This window comes from Chitinophaga sp. CF418 (assembly GCF_900142925.1).
GTDB lineage: Bacteria > Bacteroidota > Bacteroidia > Chitinophagales > Chitinophagaceae > Chitinophaga.
Genome location: NZ_FRCN01000009.1, coordinates 302,120 through 326,550, shown reverse-complemented (window position 1 = coordinate 326,550; position 24,431 = coordinate 302,120). Strand labels below are relative to the sequence as shown.

Here is a 24,431-nt window from a genome sequence, read left to right as displayed (position 1 = left end):
ATATACCTACAGGTGGGGTATTGAAGAAGGAGCAGCAAATTGAACAGTTGGGGAACACAAAAAATTAAAAAGCCCATATATAACCTCTCATTAGAAAAGATATATATGGGCTGGTATTTATTCTTTCACTATTTTCTTTATTGTTTTTTTATCTCCGTTGATGATTTGTATAATGTACATACCTGCCGGGAGTTTGCTAACATTAACATTATAAGTACTGCCGGTTGCCAATCCGGAGAAATATACCTTCCCGTTCATATCGTAAAGGCTAATCCGGCTTTTTTGTTGCACCCCATCAGGAATAGTGATCAGCACATGATCATGTGCGGGAACAGGATATACGGTGATCTGTTGCACATTGTTCTTAACCGCAGTAGTTTCCACATTTGCTTGTCTCGCAGCATTGGTCCCATATACTTCCAGCTCATAGATCGAATAGCCATAATCCGATCCGCGTGCTGTTCCATATATGCGAACATACCTTCCTGTAGCGGACAAACCAGTATGATCGTTGCCGAGCGAGGTATTCCCCTGTATGGTTTTCACTGTTGTCCAGTTAGTATTGTCTGTCGATACCTGTAACAGGTAATCCTTTGCATAGGCGGCTTCCCAACTTATTTTAACCTGTGAGATATTATAGCTGCTACCCAGATCTACTGTGATCCATTGAGGATCTGCATACATAGTGGCAGACCAGCGTGTAGATGTGTTGCCATCAACAGCATAATTGCCTTCAAGCCCTGCTCCTTCTACAGAAGATACAGTTACTGGTTTATTCAACGCAATATTTGAAGCTGATACCTTTGTTCCATATACCTCCAGCTCGTAGATAGAATAGCCATAGGTGGTGCCACGAGCCGTGCCATACATACGAACATATCTGCCTGTAACGGATAATCCCGTATGATCATTACTGAGCGATGTATTCCCCTGTATGGTCTTCACTGTTGTCCAGGTAGCATTGTCTGTTGACACCTGTAACAGATAGTCCTTTGCATAGGCAGCTTCCCAGCTTATCTTAACCTGTGAGATATTGTAATTGCTGCCCAGATCGACTGTGATCCATTGAGGATCTGCATACAAAGCGGAGGCCCAGCGGGTAGAACCATTACCATCTACCGCATTCGCACCGGTGAGCGTAGCGTCTTCCGTTGAGGAAACAGTCACATTTTTCCCCAATGCCAGGTTATTGCCGGAAGAACCGAAATCATCCGGGCTTCTCATGTTATTACGAATGAAAACGCCTGCTTCTTTGAGTTTGCTGGTTGTCCATACGTTACCGGAACAGGTACCGCTAGTCCATACTCCGCCGCTGAGCGGGTTGTCGCTATAGTTCCAGTTTGTCCAGCTGATCTTTTTATTCCGCAGCAGATCCATATATCTTTGTCCCATTACAAGATCATTGGCGCCGTCGCCAGATGCTTCCTGCGTGCCAAATTCCGTAACGAAAACAGGTAAGCGATCAGATGCCCAGTCCAGATGGTTTATATAATAATCCTGGTGACTTTTGGCATAAAAGTGAAAGCTATACATGATATTGGGATAGTTAAGCGGATTGTTTATAATATCCTGCGCGTTGCTGCCTTCTGAAAGCCCAAGCGATGACCATCCTTTTGTACCAACACAAATAACAGCATCGTTATCAATAGCCCTGATCACGGGAATAACCTGGTCTGCATAGTTTTTTATACTTGCCCAGCTTACACCATTCGGTTCATTACAGATCTCATACAGCACGTTATTATTGTTCTTATAAGTATTCGCAATATCGGTAAAGAACGTTATTGCCCTACTGGTATTGTAATTAGGATCACCGGGCGTCAGCATGTGAAAATCTATCAATGCATATAAACCCCGGGCTGTTGCTTTATTTACAAATTGTTTAACCAGGGAGGTGTAGTAGGATGGATTGGTTTCGTAGCCATCTTCCTGAACGTACATCGACACGCGCAAGATGTCTGCTCCCCAGTCGCGGGTGAGCGTGTCCAGCGAGGCGTCTGTAATACAACTGGCGTACCATTGAATACCATGGGTGCTCATGCCCCTTAGTTGAATAGGATAGCCATTCTGATTACAAAGTTTTGTGCCAACTACTTTAAGCTGACCGTTCATTGACACTGGTGTTTGTGAGTAGCCTCGTACCGCTAAAAAAAAGCTTACTAATAGGATAACTGGTTTCATTAAGGAGTTTTTCATTCTTTGTATTTATTTAGATTATCTAAGGGACATAGGTTGCTCAGGTTCCAAAATTGCATATAGCACTGTTCACGTTAATAATGATATGGTATAAAAGCCGCTATAATGGTTATATCAAACAAATATATGATGTATATTGAAGATCTCCCTACTCATTTTAGCAGGGATAAAGAGTGAGTACTCCTAAGGCTTTCGACATTCTTTTCCTTTTCGTCTACACATTTACCGTCCAAATCTACAGCCCATATTTCCCTGGCTGCCGGTTAATAGCTTTGTACTGAATTAAATGCGTATCTACATGAAAGCATCTACAGAAAGAAAGATTATCCGGTGGTTACACATCCTGCTGAGCATACCCATTCTCGGTTATATTTACGGTCCTGTCTCCACTATTCCTGCGGCTGCTAATGCGGTTCGTTTTGTTTTCCTTCCCATCGTGGTGCTCAGCGGGTTCTTTATGTGGAAACGGCACTGGTTTAGAAGAAGATCAGATAACAGGCAGGTGCCAAGGGTCCGGTAGTGGATTTGTTGTCTGATGGGGGTTACCCCATACATAAACGCTTGCTGCTTATCTTTAAATATTTTAACGCTTCATTTCTAATACATTTCATATTTTCATACTATAATTAACCGAAATGAATGTATTAATCCGTCTTCAGTTTATTCTTTCAATAGTGGTTTGTATAACCTGCGCAAAAACCTATGCTTCACAGGTAACAGAACAAAGCGCTATGGATACTTCGGCCGCTATAGCTGCCATCAGAACAGCGTATAAAAACATAAACACCGCTACAGTCACTGCAGAGGTATTTAAATACGAGTCTGCCGGCTGTGCCGAAGATGGACAGGTCAAATATTTCTTTAACCAGAAAAAGGAGATTGTAAAGATCGTGGAGTCCGGTAGTATAGGCGACGGTTCCTGGAGCCGCGAATTCTATTTCCAGTCAGGTAAACTCATTTTCAGTTACGAGTCCCAGATCGGTGGTCCTGCCGATGGTCCGGAAACGAAGAACGAATACCGTACGTATATAAAAGGCGACCAGGTACTGCGCTTCATGGAAGACAAGAACATTGTTCCCTCCGGCGAAAAATCCGCAGATGCATTAAAGGCGTCTTATAAGCTTATTAAGGCCTATACAACCAAAAAGTTTGCGGAGGCCCTGTGCGGGTAAATCAACGCTATTTTCAGGCTATAATCAACAAAAAAGAGGGTGTCTTCAGGTAATTGAGGCACCCTCTTTCTTTTCTCTCCGGCAAACCTGCCCCGCCGACTGCAAAAAAAGCCTCCGGAGGCCTGCAGCCAACCTCAAAACACATGCTATTATTTTAATATACTTTTATATCTTGCACCCCATAAACACTCCTAAACCTATGAGCCAGGAACGACCTACACTGAAAAATCCTATTAAAATCGGACCGATAATCGGTATCGTCTTTATAATATTCATTGCCAACGGGTGCTATTCCAGTCACCGGGAAAGGCAAAAAGAAACAAAATACATTCCGGTACTCAAAGCCATGATGGAGGATAATACGGTTGCAGTTGCAAAAGTAGATCCCGTTTACAAAGAGGTATCGATCAAGGTCATGGGTGTGCCCATGAAACATTACGAGGTAACATACACCTATAAAGTAAATGGCCAGGGACCATACAACGGAGAAAGAACATTGTCAGCACCTCCTACATCTGCAGAAATGCCTTTGTATTATGCAAAATCGGATCCTTCTTACAGTTCTTTTGAACCACAGGAAGACATAAAAAGGATCACCGAAAAAGCATCCTCAAATTCTAACTTATATTGGAGTATAGGCTGGTGGGTTATAGCCTTTTTGGCCACGTTCGGCTACCTGTCGGAAGCATGGAACTACCTGAAAGCAAAGAAAGCGATAAGGGATGCAGAAAATGCCGCATATCACAAAGCCACGAATTATTAACTAAACGAACAGAAGAGGATGTAGGAATATAAACGAATATCCTCAGACGTATATAAAAGATTACCTGACCCGATCAGGTACCCGGATAAAAGAACCTGTGTCTTACCTTTGATACAGGTTCTTTTTTATTCATCAGGCGCTCTATTTTGCCTTATTAAAATGAAGTAGCTCCAGGTACTTTGGCCCCTTTCGTTCTCACAAAACAGACATGATATACAGCAGCAGTCTTTCCCACTAACTTCGCATAGCATACCACTGAGGCACCGTGTTCTGACAAATCCTATTGTAACCCATCCATCCCAGAAAAATATATGCTTTCTCTTTTAAAACCCTAAAACACCTCATTATGAGAAAACCGTTATTCTTACTGTTATGGCTGCTGTTCGCATGCCATATATCCAACGCCCAGGTGAGCAGGGGCGGAAGACCCTATAGTTATTCAGCAAATCTGGCTGAGAAGATCACAATCCAAACTATCCCTTCGTTATCCCAGGCTAATCTCAGAAAAGAAGATGAACAACGCGAAAAACAAGGATTACCATTGCGTGTAGGTATTATCTTTCCTACAGATTATTCATTGAATAATACAGGTACCTGGAGCACATTATCCAACGGCGACCGCATATGGCGTCTGAAGATCGATGTACAGGGAGCCCTGGCAACTTCCCTGTATTATAACAATTTTCGTTTGCCCCAGGGCGCTTCATTGTTTGTATACAATGAAGATCATTCCCAGTTGATCGGCAGTTATACCAGTGCCAATAACCAGGAAGGCGGCCTTTTTGCTACTGAAATACTCAAAGGCAATGCTTGTATTATAGAGTATTATGAACCTGGTGCAGTAAGGGGCCAGGGCCGCTTTACTATCAGCGGCGTGAACAACATTTACAGTGAAAGGATCCCGGAAGCAAGGAATAACCAGCAGAAAGACTTTGGTGATGCCGGCAGCTGCAATGTGAATGTGAATTGTCCTGAAGGCGCTAACTGGCAGAATCAGAAACGTGCAGTAGCCAGGATCTTACTGAGACTGGGCAGTGCAGCTTATCTGTGTACAGGTGCACTGGTAAATAATGCGCGCAGCGACTGCAAGCCTTATTTTCTGACGGCTAACCACTGTGGATCTAATGCCTCTGCTTCAGATTTCAATCAGTGGATATTCTATTTCAACTACGAGGCGCCTTCCTGTGCTAATCCTGCCAATGAGCCGGTAAGCAACACCATCACCGGTTGTGTGCAGCGTGCCAGATCAGGCGATAGCGGAGAAGCTGACGGTTCAGACTTCCAGCTGCTGCAATTCAATTCGTCTATCCCTGCTTCTTACAACGTATACTATGCAGGCTGGAACGCCAATAATGTGGCCAGTCCGAGTGGTGTGACGATCCATCATCCGGCAGGCGATATTAAAAAGATCTCCACCTATACTACGCCGCTTACCGATGACAACTTCAATACAACAGGTCCTCCCTATACCCACTGGAAAGCGGTATGGGCACAGACACAGACTAACTGGAGTGTGACCGAAGGCGGATCTTCCGGCTCTCCCCTATTCAACAGCGCAGGTCAAATAGTAGGACAATTATCCGGAGGTCCTTCCAGCTGCACTGCATCTACAGCTAACAAGAATGATGAATACGGTAAGATGTCCTACAACTGGACATCCAATGCTACAGATGTACTGCATCAGTTAAAGCCCTGGCTGGACCCCGACAATACCGGCATTTTGCAACTGGCAGGTACCAACTATCCTTGTGGCGACACTACTAATGTTTCCTGTCCGGACATGTACGAGCCTAACAATACCTTGGCAACAGCCTATACTATTGTAACTGATACTGATATCAGGGGAACTATCAATACACCTTCTGATACAGATTATTTCAAGGTAGTACTGACAGACAGCTCTTATCTGAGCGCCTACCTCGATAACCTGGGCGCCAATTTCGATGCCCGTCTGCTATCTTCTACCGGTAGTCAGCTGGCCAGCTCACAGAATACAGGTACTACTCCTGATTCGCTCTTTTCTACAGTTGGACCAGGTACGTATTACATACAGATATATGGTTACAATGGCGCTGTGTATGACAGCATCTGCTACAGACTGCATACCTATGCAATCATCATAGGAGGATGTACTGATCAGCTGGAAAGCAATAATACACTAGCCACGGCGGCCACCATCTCCACCGGTTATACGCTCCCAGCCCTGATTGCTTCCGCCAGTGATGTGGATTACTATCGTATTACTACTACCGGCACTAACACCATCACTGTCAGCCTGTCTAACCTGCCGGCAGATTATGATGTGAGGCTATTATCATCTACGGGCAGTCAGCTGGCCGTGTCACAGAATAGTGGTACCAGTTCCGAGACTATCACTTATAACAATGCAGCAGCCGGCACCTATTATGTATATGTATATGGCTATAGCGGTGCATTCAATGCCGGCAAATGTTACCATCTGCAGGTTAATGCAACACCTTCTGTGACATGTACAAACACTTTTGAGCCAAACAATACACAAGCTACTGCCGCTACTATCGGCGTAAATACGGAGATCAATTCACAGATTTCATCTTCAACAGATGTAGACTGGTTTAAGTTCAGCAACAACACAGCTCAACCGCATATTGAGATATTACTCAGCAATCTGCCGGGAGATTATGATCTATACCTGTATGACTCTACAGGCACACTGCGGGGCAGCTCAGAGAACGGTAGTACTACCAGCGAAAGGATCGTATATAACAACGCTCCTGTAGGCACCTATTATGTACGGGTAATTGGCTATAACGGCGCGTCCAGCACCACCGTATGTTACAAGCTGACCGCCAATATCAGCAGTACACCAAAAATAGCAGTGGTAAGTAAGAACAGGAAAACCATTGACCGTGAGCTGCATGTATATCCTGTACCATCCACCGGCAAGGTGTACACAGAACTCAACAGCACAAGCAATAAACTGCAATATATTACTGTAACAGATATGACCGGTAAAGTAGTATTTACTAAACAGTACAGGGTCGTATCAGGATATAACCGTCTTGAAATAGTACTGCCATCTTCATTGCAGAATGGCATCTATATTATTTCTGATGGTACTAATTCAAGGAAAGTAGTATTGCAGCGATAATATTTTGACGGATGGATGGAAGAAAAGGCGGTTCAGCAATGGACCGCTTTTTTTCTTTACAAGGATGTGAATACCATTGCAGGAAAGAGAGGATTCACATACTACCCTGCGAGGGCTACTGATTTAAGCTTAATATGACCTTTCTTTGTGACTTCGAAAATGTAGATAACGGCAAACTCACCTACTTGCTCGTTTCCATCTTCTACGTAGACAGTTCTTGAGAGCATATTTAACATTAAAGTGTTGTCAGGTTTGCGCCATGTTGCAATCATCCCATAACTCTTTGACGCGAGGCTGTCTTCGAATTCTATGGTAGTATATTCGCCTGTCTTATATAGTTCTTCTGTCTTGATCTTCAATATACAGTTAATGAATTCCTTTCCGAATATCCTGTTAAAATACTTATAAAAGTCAGCTTCGGTGAAGGCTTTTTCCTTGCTGGCCGCCGAATTAAGGCCATATGCCAGGTACCATATTTCGCTGTTCTTCCCTGAAATGGGCAATTCCACATATGCCTTTGCTTTCTCCTTATCGCCTTGATAAACTGCATCCCGGAACTGCCGGAAATTGTAAACCCAATAGGCCGTATCCTTCTGAGTGAACAGGGTATCCGGTGCAGCCTGCTGTGTTTGTGCGGAAGCGGTTATACAAAATATCAGGAAAAAAAAAACGAACATAGGTCTGATCAGGGACATTGTATTAGGGTATTTTATGAAGTAAAGGTCAAAACTATCAAATTTATTTGAATATTTCCAACGTGTCTACCTTATCAGCTCACAGGTGCTCCTTCTGAATGGCGACCAGGCCGAAACAACGAACAAAAGCTCCCCTCTATTGGCGTATTCCTCCAATTTATCTTACTTTGCCATTATAACAATTGGGTATTACAACAACATTAGACGCGTGCACATTTGGATTTATGCAGGAAAAACTCAGAGAACATATAGAAAAGATCATACCGCTCACTGACGATGAGTTTGCACTTGTATTTACTCATTTTACCTTTAAAAAGTTCAAGAAACATCAATTCCTCATTCAGGAAGGAGATGCCGTAAAGTATTCTTACTTTGTAATTTCCGGGCTTTTAAAGCTTGTGTATACCGATAATACGGAGAAGCAGCACATTGTCTCTTTCGCTATGGAAGACTGGTGGGAAAGCGATTTTTATGCCTTCTATACCCAGACTAAAGCAACCATGTCTTTAGAGTGTCTTGAAGATACGGAAGTCTTCTGCCTTTCCTTCGAAGACTACCAAAAACTACGCAATGCCCTACAGAAGATGGAACGTTTCTTCCTTGAAAAGTCGAATTTTGGCTTTCTGGGGGCACAGCGCCGCATAATATCCCTGATAACGTCTAACGCCAAGGAACGTTATGAACAGCTCCTTCAACAATACCCATCGCTTATTCAGCGTGTGCCCAAAAGCCTTCTTGCTGCCTATCTGGGAGTTTCCCGCGAGACCCTGAGCAGATTATCTTCATAGTGTGACAAACATCACTTTTTATTCGTGAGGTTTGTCAAAAATCAAGTTCTTCGCTATTCGGAATTTTGACTTGTAAATGTTAAACACAGTGCCGGCATTGGCACGAACACAAAAACCGAAGAAAATGGAAATAAGAAGCATTAATCCATGGAAATGGCAGGACGCACGTAGTTATTCGCAGGCTGTTGAAGTAAAACACGTAGAAGGTACATTATATTGTTCAGGCCAGGCGGCTATAGATGCTGATGGGACCTCAAGTAATGCAGACATGAACTCCCAGTTAATTCAGGCTATACAAAACCTGGAGCAATTGATCGGAGAAGCAGGGTATGAGTGTAAGAATATCGTGCGGCTCAATATATATACTACTTCAACAGAAGAGCTCTGGCCTAACTTCCCCATTTTTCAGGATTGGATAGCTAAGCATGGCATTAAACAAGCCGTTACTTTGTTAGAAGTAAAAAGTCTTTTTGAAACATTAAAGGTTGAGTTGGAAGCTACTGTGGTAAAATAATCGTACGAACCCGAACATTAACCGTTCACTCCCGGACAGTTTTGCCGGCATCATGCCTTTCACATTTCCGACCATCGCGACTTCTTAAAACAGGCATAGTCATTGATGCCTATATGCACCCGGGCAGCTTATCGCCCGGACATAAATTCAATGACTATGAAAAAAATGCTCTTTTTTTTGTTATGCCTCTGGTCTTTACATTCTTTTGGCCAGGAACAAGCTAAGTTCAATCCTGAAACATGGAAGGCTCCGTACTTTTTGCCTGTTGAAGGATGGGATATCGAGCGTTTCCCGATACCGATTGAGTTTGCCCCCACTATTCCCTATAAAGGTGTAGAGGATATCCGTTTTGCAAAAGGATGGGGCGAAGCCAGTCATGAGGATTACTGGTCGTATTCCTTTTTATGGTATCTGGAAGGATCGCAAAAGATCAGTGCTGAGATCATCGACAAAAACTTAAACGCCTATTACGATGGCTTGATCGGCCGGAATATTGAAAAACGCAACATCCCCGCGGATATGGTCACGAAAACAATTACCCAGGTAAAGAAACTGGGTAAGCCACAAGCCGGTGATGAGGTTACCTATTCAGGCACTGTCAGCATGCTGGATTATATGGCTAAAAAACCTATGGTGCTTAATTGTTTGGTACACGTTATCAAATGTCCCGGAACAGCTAATACGATCGTGTTCCATCAGCTTTCACCACAACCATTCACTAGTCCGGTTTGGACAAAAATGAAAGGACTAAGAGAGCGTTTTAACTGTAACAAACAGTAATAGCGGTTTAAATAAACAAAAAGGGCTCGTATTTGAGCCCTTTTTGTTTTATATTTACTCCCGATTTAGCCCTGTGAATGCTTGAAAAAAGGGGACCCTACGTACGTCTGAGCCCAGAAATAACTCCTCTCGTCTCAGTATTGTTAACCGTCACCAAATGTGCCATCAAAAAGAAATATTTCCCTAATAATACTGACCTATAATGTCACAACTCAATTCCTTATACGTAAAAATCAAAATCCCAAAGGATAACCTGGAGCAATTTCTTCAGGACAAACCTGTAGCAGCAACTGTTGATCAGAATTGGACGGCATGGTGGGATAGCCGTGGCATGTACGATGCAGAACCGTTGTCGGAGATCCATCTTTATGAAAAAGATATCAACCGCGACATCTTAGAAATATTTCCTAATGATGCCACTATCGGGAAAGATGAGCAAATGGAGCAAGGCAATGAAGAATGGGTTTTCTGCGTTGTATTCTTCAGCGAAAACTACGAAGAAATTTTGCCCATGTTAGCCTGGTTAAAAAGTATTGCACCTTACATGGATGCTGAAGGAGAAGGTGTCGCCCTGATCTATGACTTTTTCTGGGGAAGTGGGGTTGTTATGGCACACTTAGTATTCACTGGACAAGAAGTATCTTTCAGCTTCACTGAAGATATCTCCGGACTTGAACCGGGGTTACTGGCAGCAGCTAATGATACCTTACAGACCGCCTTTGACATTATCAGTGCTCAATATGGCGAAGCCGATTAGTAACCGGCTACCATGTCAATTATTGAACATCCAGGTTTTGCAGGGTTCTGCGCCTCCGGTTTATTTATCATTCCTCCTATGTATCAATTGAAAAGCATTATACTATCCTTTATCCTTTTATGCCTGATCATGCCGGCTATTGCGCAAAGGCAGGCTTTCCCCGAAAATGTAGGTGATATCCCCTTTGATAGCCTGCAGGATGATCCAGGGTTTGTGGTATGCAATCCAAAACAGGTGCTGCAATACTACAATACAGCATCTTACTATAAGGACCATAAAAAGGAGATCATACAATACTTGCTTAATAATTTCATTACGCAGGATAGCTTCCAGGATCAGAACGGGTATTTCACCATCCGGTTCATTATCAATTGTAATGGGAACACCGGCCGCTTCCGCCTCTTTGAGATGGATAACAATTACCAGCCCATTCATTTCAAGGAAACATTATCTCAACAGTTACTTAAGCTGGTAAAACAGCTAAGCGGATGGCAGCCGGCGGTTTATAAAGAGAAAGTATATGACAGTTATCAATACATCACGTTCCATATCAGGAATGGCAAAATAATAAGCATCAGCCCATGAAGAAAACATACCTGCTCCTATACTTCTGTCTTATTGGCTTTTCTTCCAGCGGCCAGGAAAATTGTGATATCTATACAGATTCTCTCTGCAATCTCGCCTGCAGAGTACGTAACCAATCCAGCACCTTCCCACAGGGCTCCCGCCGCAGCCAGGAATATCTTGACAGTGCCATCCGCTTATGCCCTGATATGGCAGATGCCTGGCGCGAGATAAGTGTCCCATATCTGAAACGAGGCGATTTCGTAACCTGGCGTAAATACATAGATAAAGCGGTTGCCTTGCAGCCCGCCAGGACGCTAGATATACGGGGCTGGTGCAGATTCAAATTTCTGAGAGATTATGAAGGCGCTCTTGAAGACCTGAAGCGGTTCGACAGCTTATCCCACTTTGCGTCCAAACATACAGGTGACGGCACTTACAGCTTAAATGTCGTAATGGCATTATGCGAAAGAGAGCTGGGGAATTATTCCAGTGCGGCGCTTTATTTCTCCAAAGGCATCGATAGTATTTTTTATACAAAGGGGAAAGACTTTATAGGCCTCTTCGACTTTCTACACAGGTCGGTATTAAAATTAAGACAGCAGGATTATGTTGGTGCTTTATCGGATCTTAATCAGCAGGAGAAATTGTGCAGGCATTATGTAGAGACCAGCTATTATAAAGGTATCGCTTACCGTGCCCTTGGAAAACACAAGCTGGCGAAACAGCATTTCGAGAAAGCGGCCCGATTATATAAAGAAGGATTTCATATGTCTGATATTTATTGCGAAATGCTGGATGCGGTATATCCTTCAGATGTAGATGAGGCTTTGGCTGAATATCCAATCTCTGTCCAATAAAGAACAGGTTCTTTAGTATAGCTGTTTCCATATTCAATCATATGGCAGGGTATACGAACCGCACTGCTTTTTTTATAACTAAAGAAACTGCCATCTCTTATAAATTTATGCATACTCTCTAATCCGTAAATTCTTTCAATCTCACAGATTTCTTCGCCCATATCATCAACGTTGCCAGTAATAATAACTTTATTCTCTTCCTTTCCCCAACTATTCTCATATTCCTGCCTGTGTTCTTCCTCAGCAAAAACACAGATAGCGAAGATGCTATCCATATCTATTATCTCCGACATTAAATGCTGATGACGTTCAATAAATCCAGGGCAAGTGTCGAATTCATCCAGGGTAAAAAATTCGGGGGCGCTTTCATCTTTGATTGAAAGTCTGGCGTGTATCAAGTCAAGTCCCATTCTTTTTCGCATAAAGATAAAAAATCATATGCTTATGAAAGATAAGTCAAATGGTTAAGCATATATAAATTTCCCGCCCCAAATTGGCCACTTCGGGAACAACCTGGTCCACCTGCCTGTTTCCTCATTGTCAAACGCTGCCAACAGGAATAATTTTACACCCGGATTCCAAAAACATTAAAAAACTGACTAATGAAAAAGATTAAAATACTTAAAGTTGCAATGGTTGCAATCGGTCTGCTGATGCAGAGCACATTCCTTAATGCACAAACCGGTACCACAACAGACGAAAGCATCCGGCCCTTCCAGTTCCATGCACCAGAAGAAAAACTGGTTGATCTTAAACGCCGGATCTTAGCCACTCAGTGGCCTGAAAAGGAGATAGTCAATGATGAATCGCAGGGTGTTCAGCTGGCAACAATGAAGGCGCTTGCACAATACTGGGCAACAGACTATGACTGGCGAAAAATAGAGCAGAAACTGAACGCCTTGCCACAATTTGTGACCAACATCGACGGCGTTGATATACATTTCATTCATGTCCGTTCCAAACATAAAAATGCTTTACCCGTCATTATTACGCATGGCTGGCCGGGCTCCATCATCGAACAGCTAAAGATCATTGGTCCGCTCACTGATCCTACTGCTTATGGCGGAAAAGCTGAAGATGCTTTTGATGTAGTAATACCATCTATTCCCGGCTATGGCTTTTCGGGCAAGCCAACTGCGACCGGCTGGGATCCTCCGCATATCGCGAAGGCATGGATAGAATTGATGAAACGCCTTGGATATAAGAAGTATGTGGCACAAGGTGGAGACTGGGGGAACGCCATTTCCGAACTCATGGCATTACAGGCGCCTCCCGAATTACTGGGTATCCACACCAACATGGCCGCTACGGTTCCGGCAAATATTACAAAGGCGCTGGCCTCTGGCGGCCCTGTGCCAGCTGGACTTTCAGCCGACGAAAAGAATGCCTATCAGCAGCTGGACTTTTTCTTTAAGAAGGGACTGGCCTACGCTCAGGAGATGGGCCTTCGGCCGCAGACGCTCTATGGAATTTCAGATTCACCCATCGGCCTCGCAGGCTGGATACTGGACCATGATGCACGCAGTTATGAGCTCATTACACGTGTCTTCAATGGACAATCAGAAGGTCTTACCAAGGATGATATCCTTGATAATATTACATTATATTGGCTGACAAACACCGGTATCTCTTCTGCTCGCCTGTATTGGGAAACATTTCAAACTGCAAAGGGAGGCTTCTTTGATCCCCGTCACGTCACCATTCCGGTAGCCGTAAGCGCCTTCCCTGACGAAATCTATGCTGCTCCAAAAAACTGGGCAGAAATGGCATATCCAAAACTCATTCACTATAACAAACTGAATGTGGGTGGTCACTTTGCCGCATGGGAACAACCCAAACTCTTTACAGATGAACTGCGTGCGTCGTTTAAATCACTTCGCTAGGCAAATTACGAACCGACAGTCAATAAAAATGGGGCGTGCTTTATGTCACGTCCCATTTTATTGACTATCGTAACTTCTCAGTATCACCAGTTCATTCGCATAATTTCAGGTACCCGCCAGGGACGGATAAATGCAGCATTTAATCCGCCGCAAAAATAACTTCCCAAACTCCGGCCTTGTCAACGCAACCCGATTAAAGAGCATTGCCTTGAGGAGCATTGCCTTCAGCTTCCGGCTCGTTGACTGGAAGATCCTCAGGTAAGATTGCATATGCGAATTCAGGACTCTCTGGAGCAAATGAATCCAGGTTAATTTCCAGATTATAACCTGCTGTACCTACATAAGTTCCCTGAAAGAAAAAATTTGTGCCTGTTTTATTTATTGGCTCTTCAAAGATGCCATCCTCTTCCAATTTGTCAAATTCGCTTTTGAGATCCTTTTGCCTATCGATAATCAGCATGAGCTCTGCCAGCACATTGTCAAAGTACTCAAAAAAGACTTCCCTGGGGTCCTCTTTCCAGAATGTATTGACAGCCTTTACATCTCCTGCGAATCCTTTCAGGGTATGACGATGATAAATATGTTTCCAGGTTTTACCTGGAACTACCACGTTAATAGTCATAGTTTGATGATCTATTGCCAGATTGGATTTACCGTTCTTTCCTTTACTGATTTTATAGGAAGAAAGTGGCAACTGGGTTTGAATCTCGACTCCGGATACAGGCACGCTTCTTAACTCTTTATTGTAGCCTATAGTACCGACTTTCCTATCAGTTCCCGGAAGGTATTCAGCAGGCACTTTCTTTACCATTTTCTCGCCATAACTGTACCAGGTAGCAGGGTTAAAGGCAGGTATCGTACTTTCCCCTCCCTTTAGAAATTCCAGGGACTCGCATATAACAGTAAGATCGGATGTGATCTCTCTCAGCGGAATAGCAGCCTGTTCCTCCTCCACGTTAGGCAGTTGAAACATAATTGGTTGCAGGCGGATCAGCGACCGCATTGCCCTGTCTATTCTTTCGAGATGCACTGATTGCTGAGAAAGTGATACGATGGCCCCTCTTACCTCAACCTGTGGAGCAAAGTTATTACCAGGATCTCCCACAGTTTCCCTGTAACTGGGTGTAAGATTGTTCCGGAGGTTCAGCAGCGCATTCACCCCCTCAACTGTTATGCCCTGTCCCGCGTAAATTTCGCCTAACAAATCCATACATGTTTTAAAGGCTGCAGGTTTTAAATTTGCCGGCAGGCTCACCAACGTTTTCAATACTTTGTCGAATTTTTTAATCGTATCCTGCGAGATGGAATGATCAAGCTGCATCTCCTCATCCGACACTTCTTCTGCAGCAGTCCTTCTCGCTGCATTCGTTTCGTCAGCGAACCGCTGAACAGTCTTACTACTTCCATTCCTCACAGCGCCAATTGAAAGCAGCGGATGACTCATCTCTGCTTGTTTAGATGAGGGTTGCGCGCTATTTGATCCTAATTGAAATGGATGGACATCTGGCATTGCCATCTGGGTAACATTACTCTCCACTGGCATGTGAAAAGCCTTAATTTCCATTGCCTGTAAAGGTTTCTCATCATCACTTTGCTTCTCTACAGAAACCCTTTGGAACGGGCTAACTGCTGGCCTGGATACTCCTGAAGAACCCTGGTTTTGTATTGCTGAAGAAGATGAATGAGCTGCTTCAACACTTCTGTTTTCGTGTGGCATAGGTGTTAGTGAAATGAATGATTAACTGCTGTAATATACGCCATCTGAGCAGAAACTCAGCATACAACGGGAAACCTCCGTTGCAGATTACACTTAACTAATTTAACGCGTTCGCTAAACAAAAAAGAAGAAAATCCCCAATAGTGGGGCGATAAGTTTTGTTCTCTATTTCTCCAGGATCAACAGTTCTCTCCTGTTATCGATAGTCCACCGGCTGAATTTATTGAGAAAACTTTTCCCTAACAGGTAATCCTGAACGTCCGGTGAGGTGGCTAACATGATATTATCAATAGTAAATTTGCCAATCTGAACATTGTTGATCTTATAAACCCTGCAATTCACCTCCTTACCATTCGCCACATTGTAAGTAGCATTTCCCAGGAAATCTTTTTCACTGAAAAGCTGCTGTTCCATCATTTGCGTTGCAAGCGAGTCAGAGATCAGAAGATCTGTTGCGCCACTGTCCAGCAACCAGATATACACAAAAGAACCGATTTTCACCTTCAGCTTTGTCATCGCATTAACAGTAATAATGTTCACGGTATCAATATCCGATACACCATGTACATCTGCTGCCAGGGAAGGCTTCCAGCCTGTGGTTTCCGACACTCTCTTCACTGGCACACCGCCACAACGATAAGCAATTTCATTATACAGAAAAGAGTTTGGATTAGCCAGTTCATCCATTCTTTTAGCAGGTACCTTCCTCTCTTTCATGACATTTACAGCACAATCGCAGTATGCATCCAGCTTCTTCTCATCCAATGAATCCTTAACACTCTTCTTCAGGCTTTCCTTCATACCTTCCTTTGCAGATTTCACCTGCGCATCAGAAAAGAAAACATTTCTCTTCCATGCTGTTTGATAGCATTTTTGAATATCTGCTTTCAACACCGAATCCTGTTCAATCAGGAAGTCCAACCACTCGTCGCCGGCAGCATTCCATGCTTCCCGATATTGCTTGTAGGTAAAACGGGCATCCAGCTTCTGTGCATTGCAGGCACAAACCTGCAGGGCCTCCTGGCTGTCCTCCCCGCTTTTGATCTTCTCCCTGCATTTTGTAATAAATAACCTCTTGCCGAAGAGTGGCACTCCTTCCTTTGTATTGATGAAGTCATCCTTGGGGACTGGCTGGCTGTACGCGGTAAATGATAGGGATAAAAATATCAGTAGTAATAAATTACGCATGGATACGCAAAGATAGTATATACCTTTAAAACAGGAAAAAATCAGCTGAGCTTCGAATAAACACATAAACATTTTTTACTCCGGAAACCATCAGTAAATATTATAAAAGACAACTGTATTAGCTAGTAGTCTCTATCTATATATGCCAAACATAATCAAATCTCGCTGAATCTTAACAAGGTGTATCCTTGCTTAATTGCAAAGATACGCCTTCGTTTCCACTAGTTTTAAGTATGTTATTCAGTAGTCGCATGACAATACCATCAATTGTTACAGGAAGCTTTCATTACTAATGCAATCGAATCAAATAAGAAAAGAAATATAGCTTCAACAAATACCATAAAAAAGTACTAACTATGCACCGTTTTTCATATAGACGTTTGCTAACTTCCTTATAGATGCCAAAAAGTACTTATCTACAAAAGAAACATTCAGGCGGGGCAATAAACCAGAAGGGCAATGATTATGAAATTGTTTTTGCCTGTCTAAAGATAATGCAGCTGATTGCCAGGTTCCGATCGCATTTAAGCAGTATTATTGTGTCAAGCCAGGGCAAGGGCTATGTTGATGACTTTTGGGTACAGAACCAGGTACCCGGAGAGCCGTTAGAAACCTGCTACCAATTAAAGACTTCTCAAAAACTTAGTTGGGGTAGACCAACAAATCAGGGTACCTTATCCTTCGACTTTCACAACCAAAAAAACAGTCTGATAAAAAAAGGTATCGACTTCCGCTTGGAATTAGTTGTTTCCAAAAGAAAGGTATTCAAATCGATGAAATATAGCCTGCCAAATACTTTGAGTAAAGTCTGTACCGTATATCATTTCCCTTGGCGTGCCACAATTGACAACCAGGTGTCGTATTGCAATGCCTTCAGGCAAGCTGCCGCTGCACTCTGCGCTCTCCCGGACACAGATAAGCTGCAGGCACTCGTCAAACATTTTGTCGGCGCCTGGGTAACCAGTGGCAGAAAAAAGGTTTCTCTGGATAGCCTGTTTAATGAGGTCAATGCCATCGGGGGTATGTCGTTTCTGAAATCTCCCATCCCCTTAGCGCTATCCCCTCAGTTGGTCGCGATTCTCAATGCAATTCCAAATTTCAGGTACCAGATCTTCCATGGCTATTTAGTGTATTATTATGGCACGACCGACAGCGGATCAGTACCACATATGATTAATTCTCAGGAATTTCGTAATATTGAGCATGAGATTATTGCGAAACGACCGGTTACCTTTGCCGACCTCGAAACTATAATCCTTTAAGAATGCGCCAATTAAGCCAATACGCACAAAATTCAGACGAGATAAAATTATTGTTGGATAGGCTTGTAGACCAGAAAACACAGCCACAGGGATATGCCGACGCATTTTATCAACTCGGTGGCGCCCTATCGGACTTTATTCGGAATAGCAAATCTCTCTCGGCCAAGACCAGGATCACACTGGCCTGTTCATCCGAAGATGCAGATTGGCTTTCGAAAGGTATTTTAGATCGTCTGGAGAGCCATGTCGCCAAGATTAATCTGGCGGTGTTCTGGAATATCCGATCCAACGCATTTGAGAACAGCGCATTTGCGATTGCTCCGATAATCAAAACCTACGTTGAGTCACTCGAAAATGTGGACATTCTTATTATCTGCAAGTCAATAATAAACACTTCCTGCGTTGTCAGAACCAATCTGACATACATGATCGAAAGGATTAATCCTAAAAAAATATTTATAGCATCTCCTGTCCTCTTTGAGAAAGCAATTCCCAGTCTTGAGAATGAGTTTCCAAAATCTATTAGTGACAAGTTTGAATTCTTTTACTTTGCAGAAGATAATGAGGTCACAGAAGCGGGCGAGGTTATTCCCGGCATAGGAGGATCTGTGTATCACCGATTGGGATTGGAAGACGCTATGAAAAAGAATAAATACATCCCAGTGATTGTGAAGGAAAGACGGGAGGCTAATCTGCCAGGCTAATGCTCCCATCTTTTCCCGGCATCAAGTACATTAAGCAGTCTTTCTATGCTTAAAACTGTGTCATTTCTACATCGTCGGATGCTGCTCCCTTAACTTCCACTTCTGAATATCCGTATTCTTCCCCGCCTGCAACACCACTGGTTCATCAACAGTTCCATTTTCATCTGCAGGCGTAACAAATAACCCTTTACCCCTTTGTTTAATAAAATAGGTGTCATTCCCCGCCGGAATAAATTCATACACCTGATCCTCCGAACCATTTGCTATACTCTGTTCTTCCAGTGTCTTTCCATCAGGCGATGGCCCTAGTGTTTTTTCCGAAAATAGATTCTTCAGTCTGTAGGCACCATCTTTGGTTGGCTGAAAATCCCATGTCACACATTTCCAATTGACAGCAGAATAGGAAACGATCGGAGTGCCATCACTACCATTAGCGTCCTTGATCCTCAACACCTTACCGGTGACAACATTTACAATAGCATAACTATTTTCTTTGATCTGCGCAGAAGCGGTAGCGGCCGTAAATACAATTGAACATACAGCCAGAATAACTTTGTACTTTTTCATGCGATCATTTGTTATTGAAAGATAAAATATAATCGGCCATTTTGCCAATCTCGTTATCATTTATCACCCCCTCCCATGAAGGCATTCCTTTGTTTACCACACCATGTCTTATAGTGTGTATAATCTCATTTTTTGAGCCACCATATATCCATTTATCGTCAGTGAGATCCTGAGCAATTTTAGATTCCGGCAAATTCTCTCCATGACAGTTCGCACATAGTTCCCTGAAAGTTTTAGACGTTTTCGCGTCAGCTAGTTGCCTTGTATCGGCGGATGGTCTAAGCCTCAATATAAGATCGAAACTACGTTCGTTACCGGGTCGTGCGTCATTCTCAGGAGGATCGATCATTGAAGTGGATAAGTAGATAAATCCGTCCGGTCCCTGCGCCAGTGCGCGGATACGGCCGTATTTATTTTTTAAAAGAAACTCGTGGCCGGCAATTTTATTCTGAGCAAAGGAGATATTGAGAATGGCCTCACCACGCATGCATCCCACCAGCAAATGATCTTTTAATTCAGGAAAAGCATTTCCTGTATAGAATAATGCCTTGGCAGGGCCAATGGAAGGAGTGAATTCCAGCGTGGGGCTATTCATATCTGCCGCCTGCTCACGGTGATGAATGATGGGCCATCCGTAATTTTTTCCTTTCTCGATGAAATTAATTTCATCTCCGTCGTTCGGCCCGTGTTCAGAATCGTATAACAGACCTGTACCGGGCTGAAAGGCAAGCCCCTGCGGATTGCGGTGCCCATATGTCCATATTTCCCTGCGTGCAGTATCGCTCTTAAAGAAAGGATTATCCGGAGGAATAGAGCCATCTTCATTTAACCGCAATATTTTACCATTCAATGCCTTTAGGTCCTGTGCAAGGATCGGGCGGTCCGCATCGCCTGTTGTGATATATAATTTTTTATCTGGCCCAAACACCAATCTTGAGCCTGTATGATTAAATGATGCGGGAATATTTTCAATAATGACTTTGGGATCAGTCAGGGAATCCCGGTTAAATGTATACCTGGCAACACGAAGAAATGCATTGTCTCCCCGCCTGTAATTATAAGATAGATAGATAAACTTATTACTGTTAAAAGCAGGGTGCAGGCACATCCCCAGCAGTCCCATTTTCCCTTTCGCCTCTATATCGGTAAGGGTGAGCACAGTCTTTGACAACAATTGCCTGTTACGATACAGCCGGACCCGGCCCGGCCGCTCTGTAAAGATCATGGACTGGTCGGGGAGAAAATTAATATCCCATGGCACCACCATATCCTTTACGATAGTATCAACAATAAATCCGGCTGGTGGAGGCGATGGATCATGACTTTCTTTTAAAAACGACAAGGATGGAATGATGCTCAATCCTGTCAGACAGCATATCAGGATATCTCTCATGGCTCATGCATTTTTTTGGGGATACATAAACCTAGCGATATTTTTAAAACATATCATTACCACTCATCATTCTGCAAGCTACACTACCTGATTCATAGAGGAATGCTGCACCAATCATCACCTGGAACATTCATCAAACACTATCAATGCAATCGATACACGACTGCTATATGCATACTTTAATAACTCATCCTTCGTTTAAGCTATCTTGTTGGGTTAAAGCCGCATAATATAGAAATGTTGGATGCAATACTTAACGAGGGCTAACAGGTATCGGCAATAAAATTCCCGGATCACAACAATCAGAGATAATCATCTCTTCTAAGGTTATTAACCTGGGCATTGCAGATTGCCTGGGAATTCTTAAATTAACATAGGATTGTTCTCCTCTACCCATCAAATATCAGGCATGAAAATGTTATGTATATTATATTGGGTGCCATGTTGCTTATTCCTTATTGGATGCTCTGGCAGAAATACCAAAATGCCCGAAGAAGCGGCTATCGCCGCTATGAATCTGAAACAGGGCAAAACAATCCTATGTGGCCCTACCGATAAGCAACTGGGCGCCGTTTCATTCGAAACATCATGTTCCGATAAGGTCAGGAAAGATTTTAACCTGGCTTTGGCCCTGCTTCATTCGTTTGAATACGACGAGTCCGAAAAAGCCTTTGCCGCCATCATCCGTAAGGAGCCTACCTGCGCCATGGCCTACTGGGGTATAGCCATGAGCAATTTTCACCCACTATGGGCGCCGCCCGGCAAAGAAGAGTTCGAAAAGGGCCGCAAAGCAGTCTCAATCGCGCAATCCCTCCCCAAGTCGATAAGGGAGGCGGCCTACATCAACGCCATAGCTGAATTTTATAAAGATCCGGGGAAAACCACTCACCGCGACCGCTGCATTAATTTTGAGAAAGCAATGGAAAGACTCCACCTGACCTATCCTGATGATAAAGATGCGGCGGCACTTTATGCGCTGGCGCTGGATGGGGCTGCTGATCCCGCAGACAAAAATTACACGAAACAAAAAAAAGCTGGTTATATCCTGAACTCACTTTGGGCCAGTCAACCCAATCATCCGGGTGTGATCCATTATATCATCCACAGCTACGATTATCCTGCCCTGGCAGCTATGGCGCTGCCGGCGGCAAAAAAATATGCTGCCGTTGCACCATCTTCAGCGCATGCCCAGCATATGCCGTCTCATATTTTTGTGCGGCTGGGACTTTGGGATGAAAGTATACGATCCAATATAATAGCAGCATCCGCAGCAAAGTGTTACGCAGAAGGTGCCGGAATAAAGGGCCACTGGGATGAAGAACTGCATAGTATGGACTATCTCGTTTACTCCTATCTGCAAAAGGGCGACAACAAACATGCTAAAGAACAATGGGATTATCTTAAAACCATCCGGGAGGTCTATCCCGTAGGCCCCAAGGTTGTATATTCCTTTGCGGCTATCCCTTCCCGCTATTTATTTGAAAACCGGATGTGGTCTGAAGCAGTGACCCTGCAGCCGCAGACAATTGCCGGTGTGACATGGGAAAAATATCCCTGGGAAAAAGCCATCATTCATTTCACGCGATTACTGAGCGCCATTCACCTTAATCAACCGGATATTGCACATGCTGAGTTTATTATTCTGAACCAGCTGCACGATACACTTGTACAGAAACAGGATGTCTATAAAGCCAATCAGGTGCTGGTACAGGTGAAAGCATCAGCAGCCTGGATGTTGTTTAAAGAAGGGAAAAACGAGGAGGCCCTGCAAAGGATGAATGAAGCTGTTGCCATAGAAGACATCACTCCTAAACCACCCGTCACACCGGGAGAAGTGGGTCCCGCCATTGAACTACTGGGCGATCTGCTGATGGCTATGAATAAGCCGGCCGAGGCATTGAACGCCTATGAAATCAATCTGCGGGACCACCCAAAACGGTTCAATGGATTATATGGCGCAGGGCTTGCCGCAGAAAGAGCAGGCAATATAGCAAAGGCTGGTACCTATTACCAGCAACTGCTCACCTCCTGTAATACGCCCTGGGCAGACCGGCCGGAGCTGGCTGCCGCAGAGGCGTTTCTGAAAACAAAATATACGTTGTCCGTCAATTACTAATTTCCTATCGTACAGGTTAATGTCCCGTAACCAAGCTGGTCGAATCCGCCGCTTGTGTTACCATAACTACCTCCACCGCCTTCAGGTCTCACCTGGGCAGCGAAACGTTCTGTATAAGGGGCAGAGAGCCCTTTACGTTTAACGTAGTGATTATATACCAGTTCCCATACAGGCCGGATATTTCCCCTCGAGCCCTCACCAATCACCGTCTGGTTCACGCCCAGACAGTTGGTATAAGGTGTATAAGGCACATCTTCCATCAGATTGTATTTGGCAACATATTCGGCTCCTTTCAGGAAACGGTTATCATCATAGCCATACATGTCATTTCCCTGGTTCCAGGTCATTTCGCAGAAGGCACCCATCAAACCTATTCCCAATACAGTATGTCCCTGGTCACGGCCACTTTCCTGCCATTGCCCCAATCCATTTTCATGAATATAGTAAACGGCATTTTTTATATTTCCATTACCTGCACCATACTTAAAATACTGTATACCCTCATTGTAGATACTACGGTCGTCGCAAAGCACACCGATAGCTGTCACCGAACACATATTGCAAAGATCCCAGTTAGCATAAAAATGGGCCATACATCTTTCTTTTCTTGTCAGGAAGCTATGATTGATCGGGTAGAATATATCAAGCATCATATGCTGGAATCTGGCGAAATCTGATGCGGACCATCCTTTGTAGCTTCTCATGATCTCACCGGCATTGGCAAACTGATAGCCCTGTAATCCTGCGCAAAGCACAGAATCATTAGTACCACTTATTCTTTTCAAAGTAGATGACCAGGCATTCATGATGGCAATTGCTTTCTTTGCATAGGCCTCATCTCCGGAAACTTTCCAGCGAAGCGCATCTGCATATGCTGCTGCAATATCATGAAACAGGTTTGAATAGTTCTCCGCGTTTACGCCATCATATCCGCGGTAGACAATCGAAACCGGATTGGATACATAATCAAGGGAAGCATGGGAATTGGTCGTTAATCTGTTCCATCCGGATAGCCAGGGTTCGGCACTGGCAGCCACTTTGGTTTTCATACGGGCAAAATCGGCATCAGTATGCAATAATCCCGGATGAACGAAGGCGGTGTCATGGTCTTTCAGTTCCAGCGGAGCAGTGTAGGTTGCTGATTTGTCTTTTTTACATCCTGCAGCAAGCAGCCCCAGCGCGAACAGGAGCGTAAATACATTGGTTTTCATTGGTTCAACTGTTTATGGTTTAGATATCTGATCAGGTAACAGGTTTTTTCGTATATGGCATATCGTGTATGTTAATGAAGCTACAAATATAATGGAATAAACTAATGGATGATCGTGAAATTATCTTGTAAATCTGACTACAAAGCAAAAAGGCACCCTTGCGAGCGCCTT

22 protein-coding genes are annotated in these 24,431 nt (G+C 43.7%); 14 read left to right on the top strand and 8 right to left on the bottom strand.

The window, feature by feature from the left end:
* Window positions 1-117: 117 nt before the first annotated feature.
* Window positions 118-2,112 (bottom strand): cellulase family glycosylhydrolase, encoded by a 1,995-nt coding sequence (locus F3I09_RS20735; protein WP_223233320.1) that lies wholly within the window; start codon window positions 2,110-2,112, stop codon window positions 118-120.
* Window positions 2,113-2,494: 382 nt separating this feature from the next.
* On the opposite strand from F3I09_RS20735, the gene F3I09_RS20730 reads away from it, so the two are divergent.
* From F3I09_RS20730 to F3I09_RS20715, 4 genes are all read left to right on the top strand, one after another.
* Window positions 2,495-2,716: a hypothetical protein gene (locus F3I09_RS20730; RefSeq protein WP_149696951.1), complete on the top strand. Its 222-nt coding sequence runs from the start codon at window positions 2,495-2,497 to the stop codon at window positions 2,714-2,716.
* Window positions 2,717-2,831: 115 nt separating this feature from the next.
* A complete protein-coding gene (locus tag F3I09_RS20725; RefSeq protein ID WP_149696950.1) occupies window positions 2,832-3,368 on the top strand; it encodes a hypothetical protein in 537 nt (178 codons plus the stop codon).
* A 199-nt stretch (window positions 3,369-3,567) separates the two neighbouring features.
* On the top strand, window positions 3,568-4,131 hold the full coding sequence (locus tag F3I09_RS20720) for a hypothetical protein (RefSeq protein WP_149696949.1): 564 nt from the start codon (window positions 3,568-3,570) through the stop codon (window positions 4,129-4,131).
* Between the two features lie 346 nt (window positions 4,132-4,477).
* On the top strand, window positions 4,478-7,261 hold the full coding sequence (locus F3I09_RS20715) for a pre-peptidase C-terminal domain-containing protein (RefSeq protein WP_149696948.1): 2,784 nt from the start codon (window positions 4,478-4,480) through the stop codon (window positions 7,259-7,261).
* Between the two features lie 101 nt (window positions 7,262-7,362).
* On the opposite strand, the gene F3I09_RS20710 is transcribed toward F3I09_RS20715, so the two are convergent.
* On the bottom strand, window positions 7,363-7,956 hold the full coding sequence (locus F3I09_RS20710; protein ID WP_149696947.1) for a hypothetical protein: 594 nt from the start codon (window positions 7,954-7,956) through the stop codon (window positions 7,363-7,365).
* A gap of 224 nt (window positions 7,957-8,180) precedes the next feature.
* On the opposite strand from F3I09_RS20710, the gene F3I09_RS20705 reads away from it, so the two are divergent.
* The 6 genes from F3I09_RS20705 (at window position 8,181) to F3I09_RS20680 (ending at window position 12,219) form a co-directional block, all read left to right on the top strand.
* A complete protein-coding gene (locus F3I09_RS20705; protein WP_149696946.1) occupies window positions 8,181-8,744 on the top strand; it encodes a Crp/Fnr family transcriptional regulator in 564 nt (187 codons plus the stop codon).
* A 124-nt stretch (window positions 8,745-8,868) separates the two neighbouring features.
* Window positions 8,869-9,258, top strand: a complete 390-nt coding sequence (locus F3I09_RS20700; protein WP_149696945.1) for a RidA family protein — start codon at window positions 8,869-8,871, stop codon at window positions 9,256-9,258.
* 156 nt (window positions 9,259-9,414) lie between these two features.
* Window positions 9,415-10,038, top strand: a complete 624-nt coding sequence (locus F3I09_RS20695) for a hypothetical protein (RefSeq protein WP_149696944.1) — start codon at window positions 9,415-9,417, stop codon at window positions 10,036-10,038.
* A gap of 202 nt (window positions 10,039-10,240) precedes the next feature.
* The gene (locus F3I09_RS20690) at window positions 10,241-10,795 is read left to right on the top strand and encodes a hypothetical protein (protein ID WP_149696943.1); all 555 of its coding nucleotides are present in this window, start codon (window positions 10,241-10,243) and stop codon (window positions 10,793-10,795) included.
* A 12-nt stretch (window positions 10,796-10,807) separates the two neighbouring features.
* A complete protein-coding gene (locus tag F3I09_RS20685) occupies window positions 10,808-11,380 on the top strand; it encodes a hypothetical protein (RefSeq protein WP_149696942.1) in 573 nt (190 codons plus the stop codon).
* Window positions 11,377-12,219, top strand: coding sequence for a tetratricopeptide repeat protein (locus F3I09_RS20680; RefSeq protein WP_149696941.1), 843 nt, complete (start codon window positions 11,377-11,379; stop codon window positions 12,217-12,219). The genes F3I09_RS20685 and F3I09_RS20680 overlap by 4 nt, the downstream gene beginning before the upstream one ends.
* Here the strand turns inward: F3I09_RS20680 and F3I09_RS20675 are convergent.
* Window positions 12,141-12,641, bottom strand: coding sequence for a hypothetical protein (locus F3I09_RS20675; protein WP_149696940.1), 501 nt, complete (start codon window positions 12,639-12,641; stop codon window positions 12,141-12,143). The genes F3I09_RS20680 and F3I09_RS20675 overlap by 79 nt on opposite strands.
* 180 nt (window positions 12,642-12,821) lie before the next feature.
* Here F3I09_RS20675 and F3I09_RS20670 point away from each other — a divergent pair, with 180 nt between their 5' ends.
* Window positions 12,822-14,102 (top strand): epoxide hydrolase family protein, encoded by a 1,281-nt coding sequence (locus F3I09_RS20670; protein WP_149696939.1) that lies wholly within the window; start codon window positions 12,822-12,824, stop codon window positions 14,100-14,102.
* A gap of 193 nt (window positions 14,103-14,295) precedes the next feature.
* On the opposite strand, the gene F3I09_RS20665 is transcribed toward F3I09_RS20670, so the two are convergent.
* Window positions 14,296-15,546, bottom strand: a complete 1,251-nt coding sequence (locus tag F3I09_RS20665) for a hypothetical protein (protein WP_149696938.1) — start codon at window positions 15,544-15,546, stop codon at window positions 14,296-14,298.
* A gap of 438 nt (window positions 15,547-15,984) precedes the next feature.
* A complete protein-coding gene (locus F3I09_RS20660) occupies window positions 15,985-17,007 on the bottom strand; it encodes a retropepsin-like aspartic protease (protein ID WP_188133892.1) in 1,023 nt (340 codons plus the stop codon).
* 398 nt (window positions 17,008-17,405) lie between these two features.
* Here F3I09_RS20660 and F3I09_RS20655 point away from each other — a divergent pair, with 398 nt between their 5' ends.
* Complete coding sequence (locus F3I09_RS20655) at window positions 17,406-18,269, top strand: hypothetical protein (RefSeq protein WP_149696936.1); 864 nt, start codon at window positions 17,406-17,408, stop codon at window positions 18,267-18,269.
* 2 nt (window positions 18,270-18,271) lie between these two features.
* Window positions 18,272-18,973 carry a hypothetical protein gene (locus tag F3I09_RS20650; protein WP_149696935.1) on the top strand — a complete coding sequence of 234 codons (702 nt, stop codon included), beginning with the start codon at window positions 18,272-18,274 and terminating at the stop codon, window positions 18,971-18,973.
* A 66-nt stretch (window positions 18,974-19,039) separates the two neighbouring features.
* Here F3I09_RS20650 and F3I09_RS20645 read toward each other — a convergent pair whose 3' ends face one another.
* On the bottom strand, window positions 19,040-19,540 hold the full coding sequence (locus F3I09_RS20645) for an RICIN domain-containing protein (protein ID WP_149696934.1): 501 nt from the start codon (window positions 19,538-19,540) through the stop codon (window positions 19,040-19,042).
* Window positions 19,541-19,544: 4 nt separating this feature from the next.
* Entirely contained in the window at window positions 19,545-20,933 is a 1,389-nt protein-coding gene (locus F3I09_RS20640) for a PQQ-dependent sugar dehydrogenase (RefSeq protein WP_149696933.1), read from the bottom strand.
* 484 nt (window positions 20,934-21,417) lie between these two features.
* Here F3I09_RS20640 and F3I09_RS20635 point away from each other — a divergent pair, with 484 nt between their 5' ends.
* Window positions 21,418-23,049, top strand: a complete 1,632-nt coding sequence (locus F3I09_RS20635; RefSeq protein ID WP_223233319.1) for a tetratricopeptide repeat protein — start codon at window positions 21,418-21,420, stop codon at window positions 23,047-23,049.
* Here F3I09_RS20635 and F3I09_RS20630 read toward each other — a convergent pair.
* Window positions 23,046-24,260: an alginate lyase family protein gene (locus tag F3I09_RS20630; protein ID WP_149696931.1), complete on the bottom strand. Its 1,215-nt coding sequence runs from the start codon at window positions 24,258-24,260 to the stop codon at window positions 23,046-23,048. The two genes, F3I09_RS20635 and F3I09_RS20630, sit on opposite strands and share 4 nt — an antisense overlap.
* Window positions 24,261-24,431 lie beyond the last annotated feature (171 nt).

Bases quoted from the DNA above. Each gene is read 5' to 3' on its own strand.
- F3I09_RS20640 (WP_149696933.1), bottom strand. From the start codon at position 20,933: ATGAGAGATATCCTGATATGCTGTCTGACAGGATTGAGCATCATTCCA.
- F3I09_RS20650 (WP_149696935.1), top strand. From the start codon at position 18,272: ATGCGCCAATTAAGCCAATACGCACAAAATTCAGACGAGATAAAATTA.
- F3I09_RS20695 (WP_149696944.1), top strand. From the start codon at position 9,415: ATGAAAAAAATGCTCTTTTTTTTGTTATGCCTCTGGTCTTTACATTCT.
- F3I09_RS20730 (WP_149696951.1), top strand. From the start codon at position 2,495: ATGAAAGCATCTACAGAAAGAAAGATTATCCGGTGGTTACACATCCTG.
- F3I09_RS20655 (WP_149696936.1), top strand. From the start codon at position 17,406: ATGCCAAAAAGTACTTATCTACAAAAGAAACATTCAGGCGGGGCAATA.
- F3I09_RS20680 (WP_149696941.1), top strand. From the start codon at position 11,377: ATGAAGAAAACATACCTGCTCCTATACTTCTGTCTTATTGGCTTTTCT.
- F3I09_RS20645 (WP_149696934.1), bottom strand. From the start codon at position 19,540: ATGAAAAAGTACAAAGTTATTCTGGCTGTATGTTCAATTGTATTTACG.
- F3I09_RS20685 (WP_149696942.1), top strand. From the start codon at position 10,808: ATGTCAATTATTGAACATCCAGGTTTTGCAGGGTTCTGCGCCTCCGGT.
- F3I09_RS20630 (WP_149696931.1), bottom strand. From the start codon at position 24,260: ATGAAAACCAATGTATTTACGCTCCTGTTCGCGCTGGGGCTGCTTGCT.
- F3I09_RS20635 (WP_223233319.1), top strand. From the start codon at position 21,418: ATGCCCGAAGAAGCGGCTATCGCCGCTATGAATCTGAAACAGGGCAAA.
- F3I09_RS20690 (WP_149696943.1), top strand. From the start codon at position 10,241: ATGTCACAACTCAATTCCTTATACGTAAAAATCAAAATCCCAAAGGAT.
- F3I09_RS20715 (WP_149696948.1), top strand. From the start codon at position 4,478: ATGAGAAAACCGTTATTCTTACTGTTATGGCTGCTGTTCGCATGCCAT.
- F3I09_RS20670 (WP_149696939.1), top strand. From the start codon at position 12,822: ATGAAAAAGATTAAAATACTTAAAGTTGCAATGGTTGCAATCGGTCTG.
- F3I09_RS20710 (WP_149696947.1), bottom strand. From the start codon at position 7,956: ATGTCCCTGATCAGACCTATGTTCGTTTTTTTTTTCCTGATATTTTGT.
- F3I09_RS20660 (WP_188133892.1), bottom strand. From the start codon at position 17,007: ATGCGTAATTTATTACTACTGATATTTTTATCCCTATCATTTACCGCG.
- F3I09_RS20675 (WP_149696940.1), bottom strand. From the start codon at position 12,641: ATGCGAAAAAGAATGGGACTTGACTTGATACACGCCAGACTTTCAATC.
- F3I09_RS20720 (WP_149696949.1), top strand. From the start codon at position 3,568: ATGAGCCAGGAACGACCTACACTGAAAAATCCTATTAAAATCGGACCG.
- F3I09_RS20665 (WP_149696938.1), bottom strand. From the start codon at position 15,546: ATGAGTCATCCGCTGCTTTCAATTGGCGCTGTGAGGAATGGAAGTAGT.
- F3I09_RS20725 (WP_149696950.1), top strand. From the start codon at position 2,832: ATGAATGTATTAATCCGTCTTCAGTTTATTCTTTCAATAGTGGTTTGT.
- F3I09_RS20705 (WP_149696946.1), top strand. From the start codon at position 8,181: ATGCAGGAAAAACTCAGAGAACATATAGAAAAGATCATACCGCTCACT.
- F3I09_RS20735 (WP_223233320.1), bottom strand. From the start codon at position 2,112: ATGAACGGTCAGCTTAAAGTAGTTGGCACAAAACTTTGTAATCAGAAT.
- F3I09_RS20700 (WP_149696945.1), top strand. From the start codon at position 8,869: ATGGAAATAAGAAGCATTAATCCATGGAAATGGCAGGACGCACGTAGT.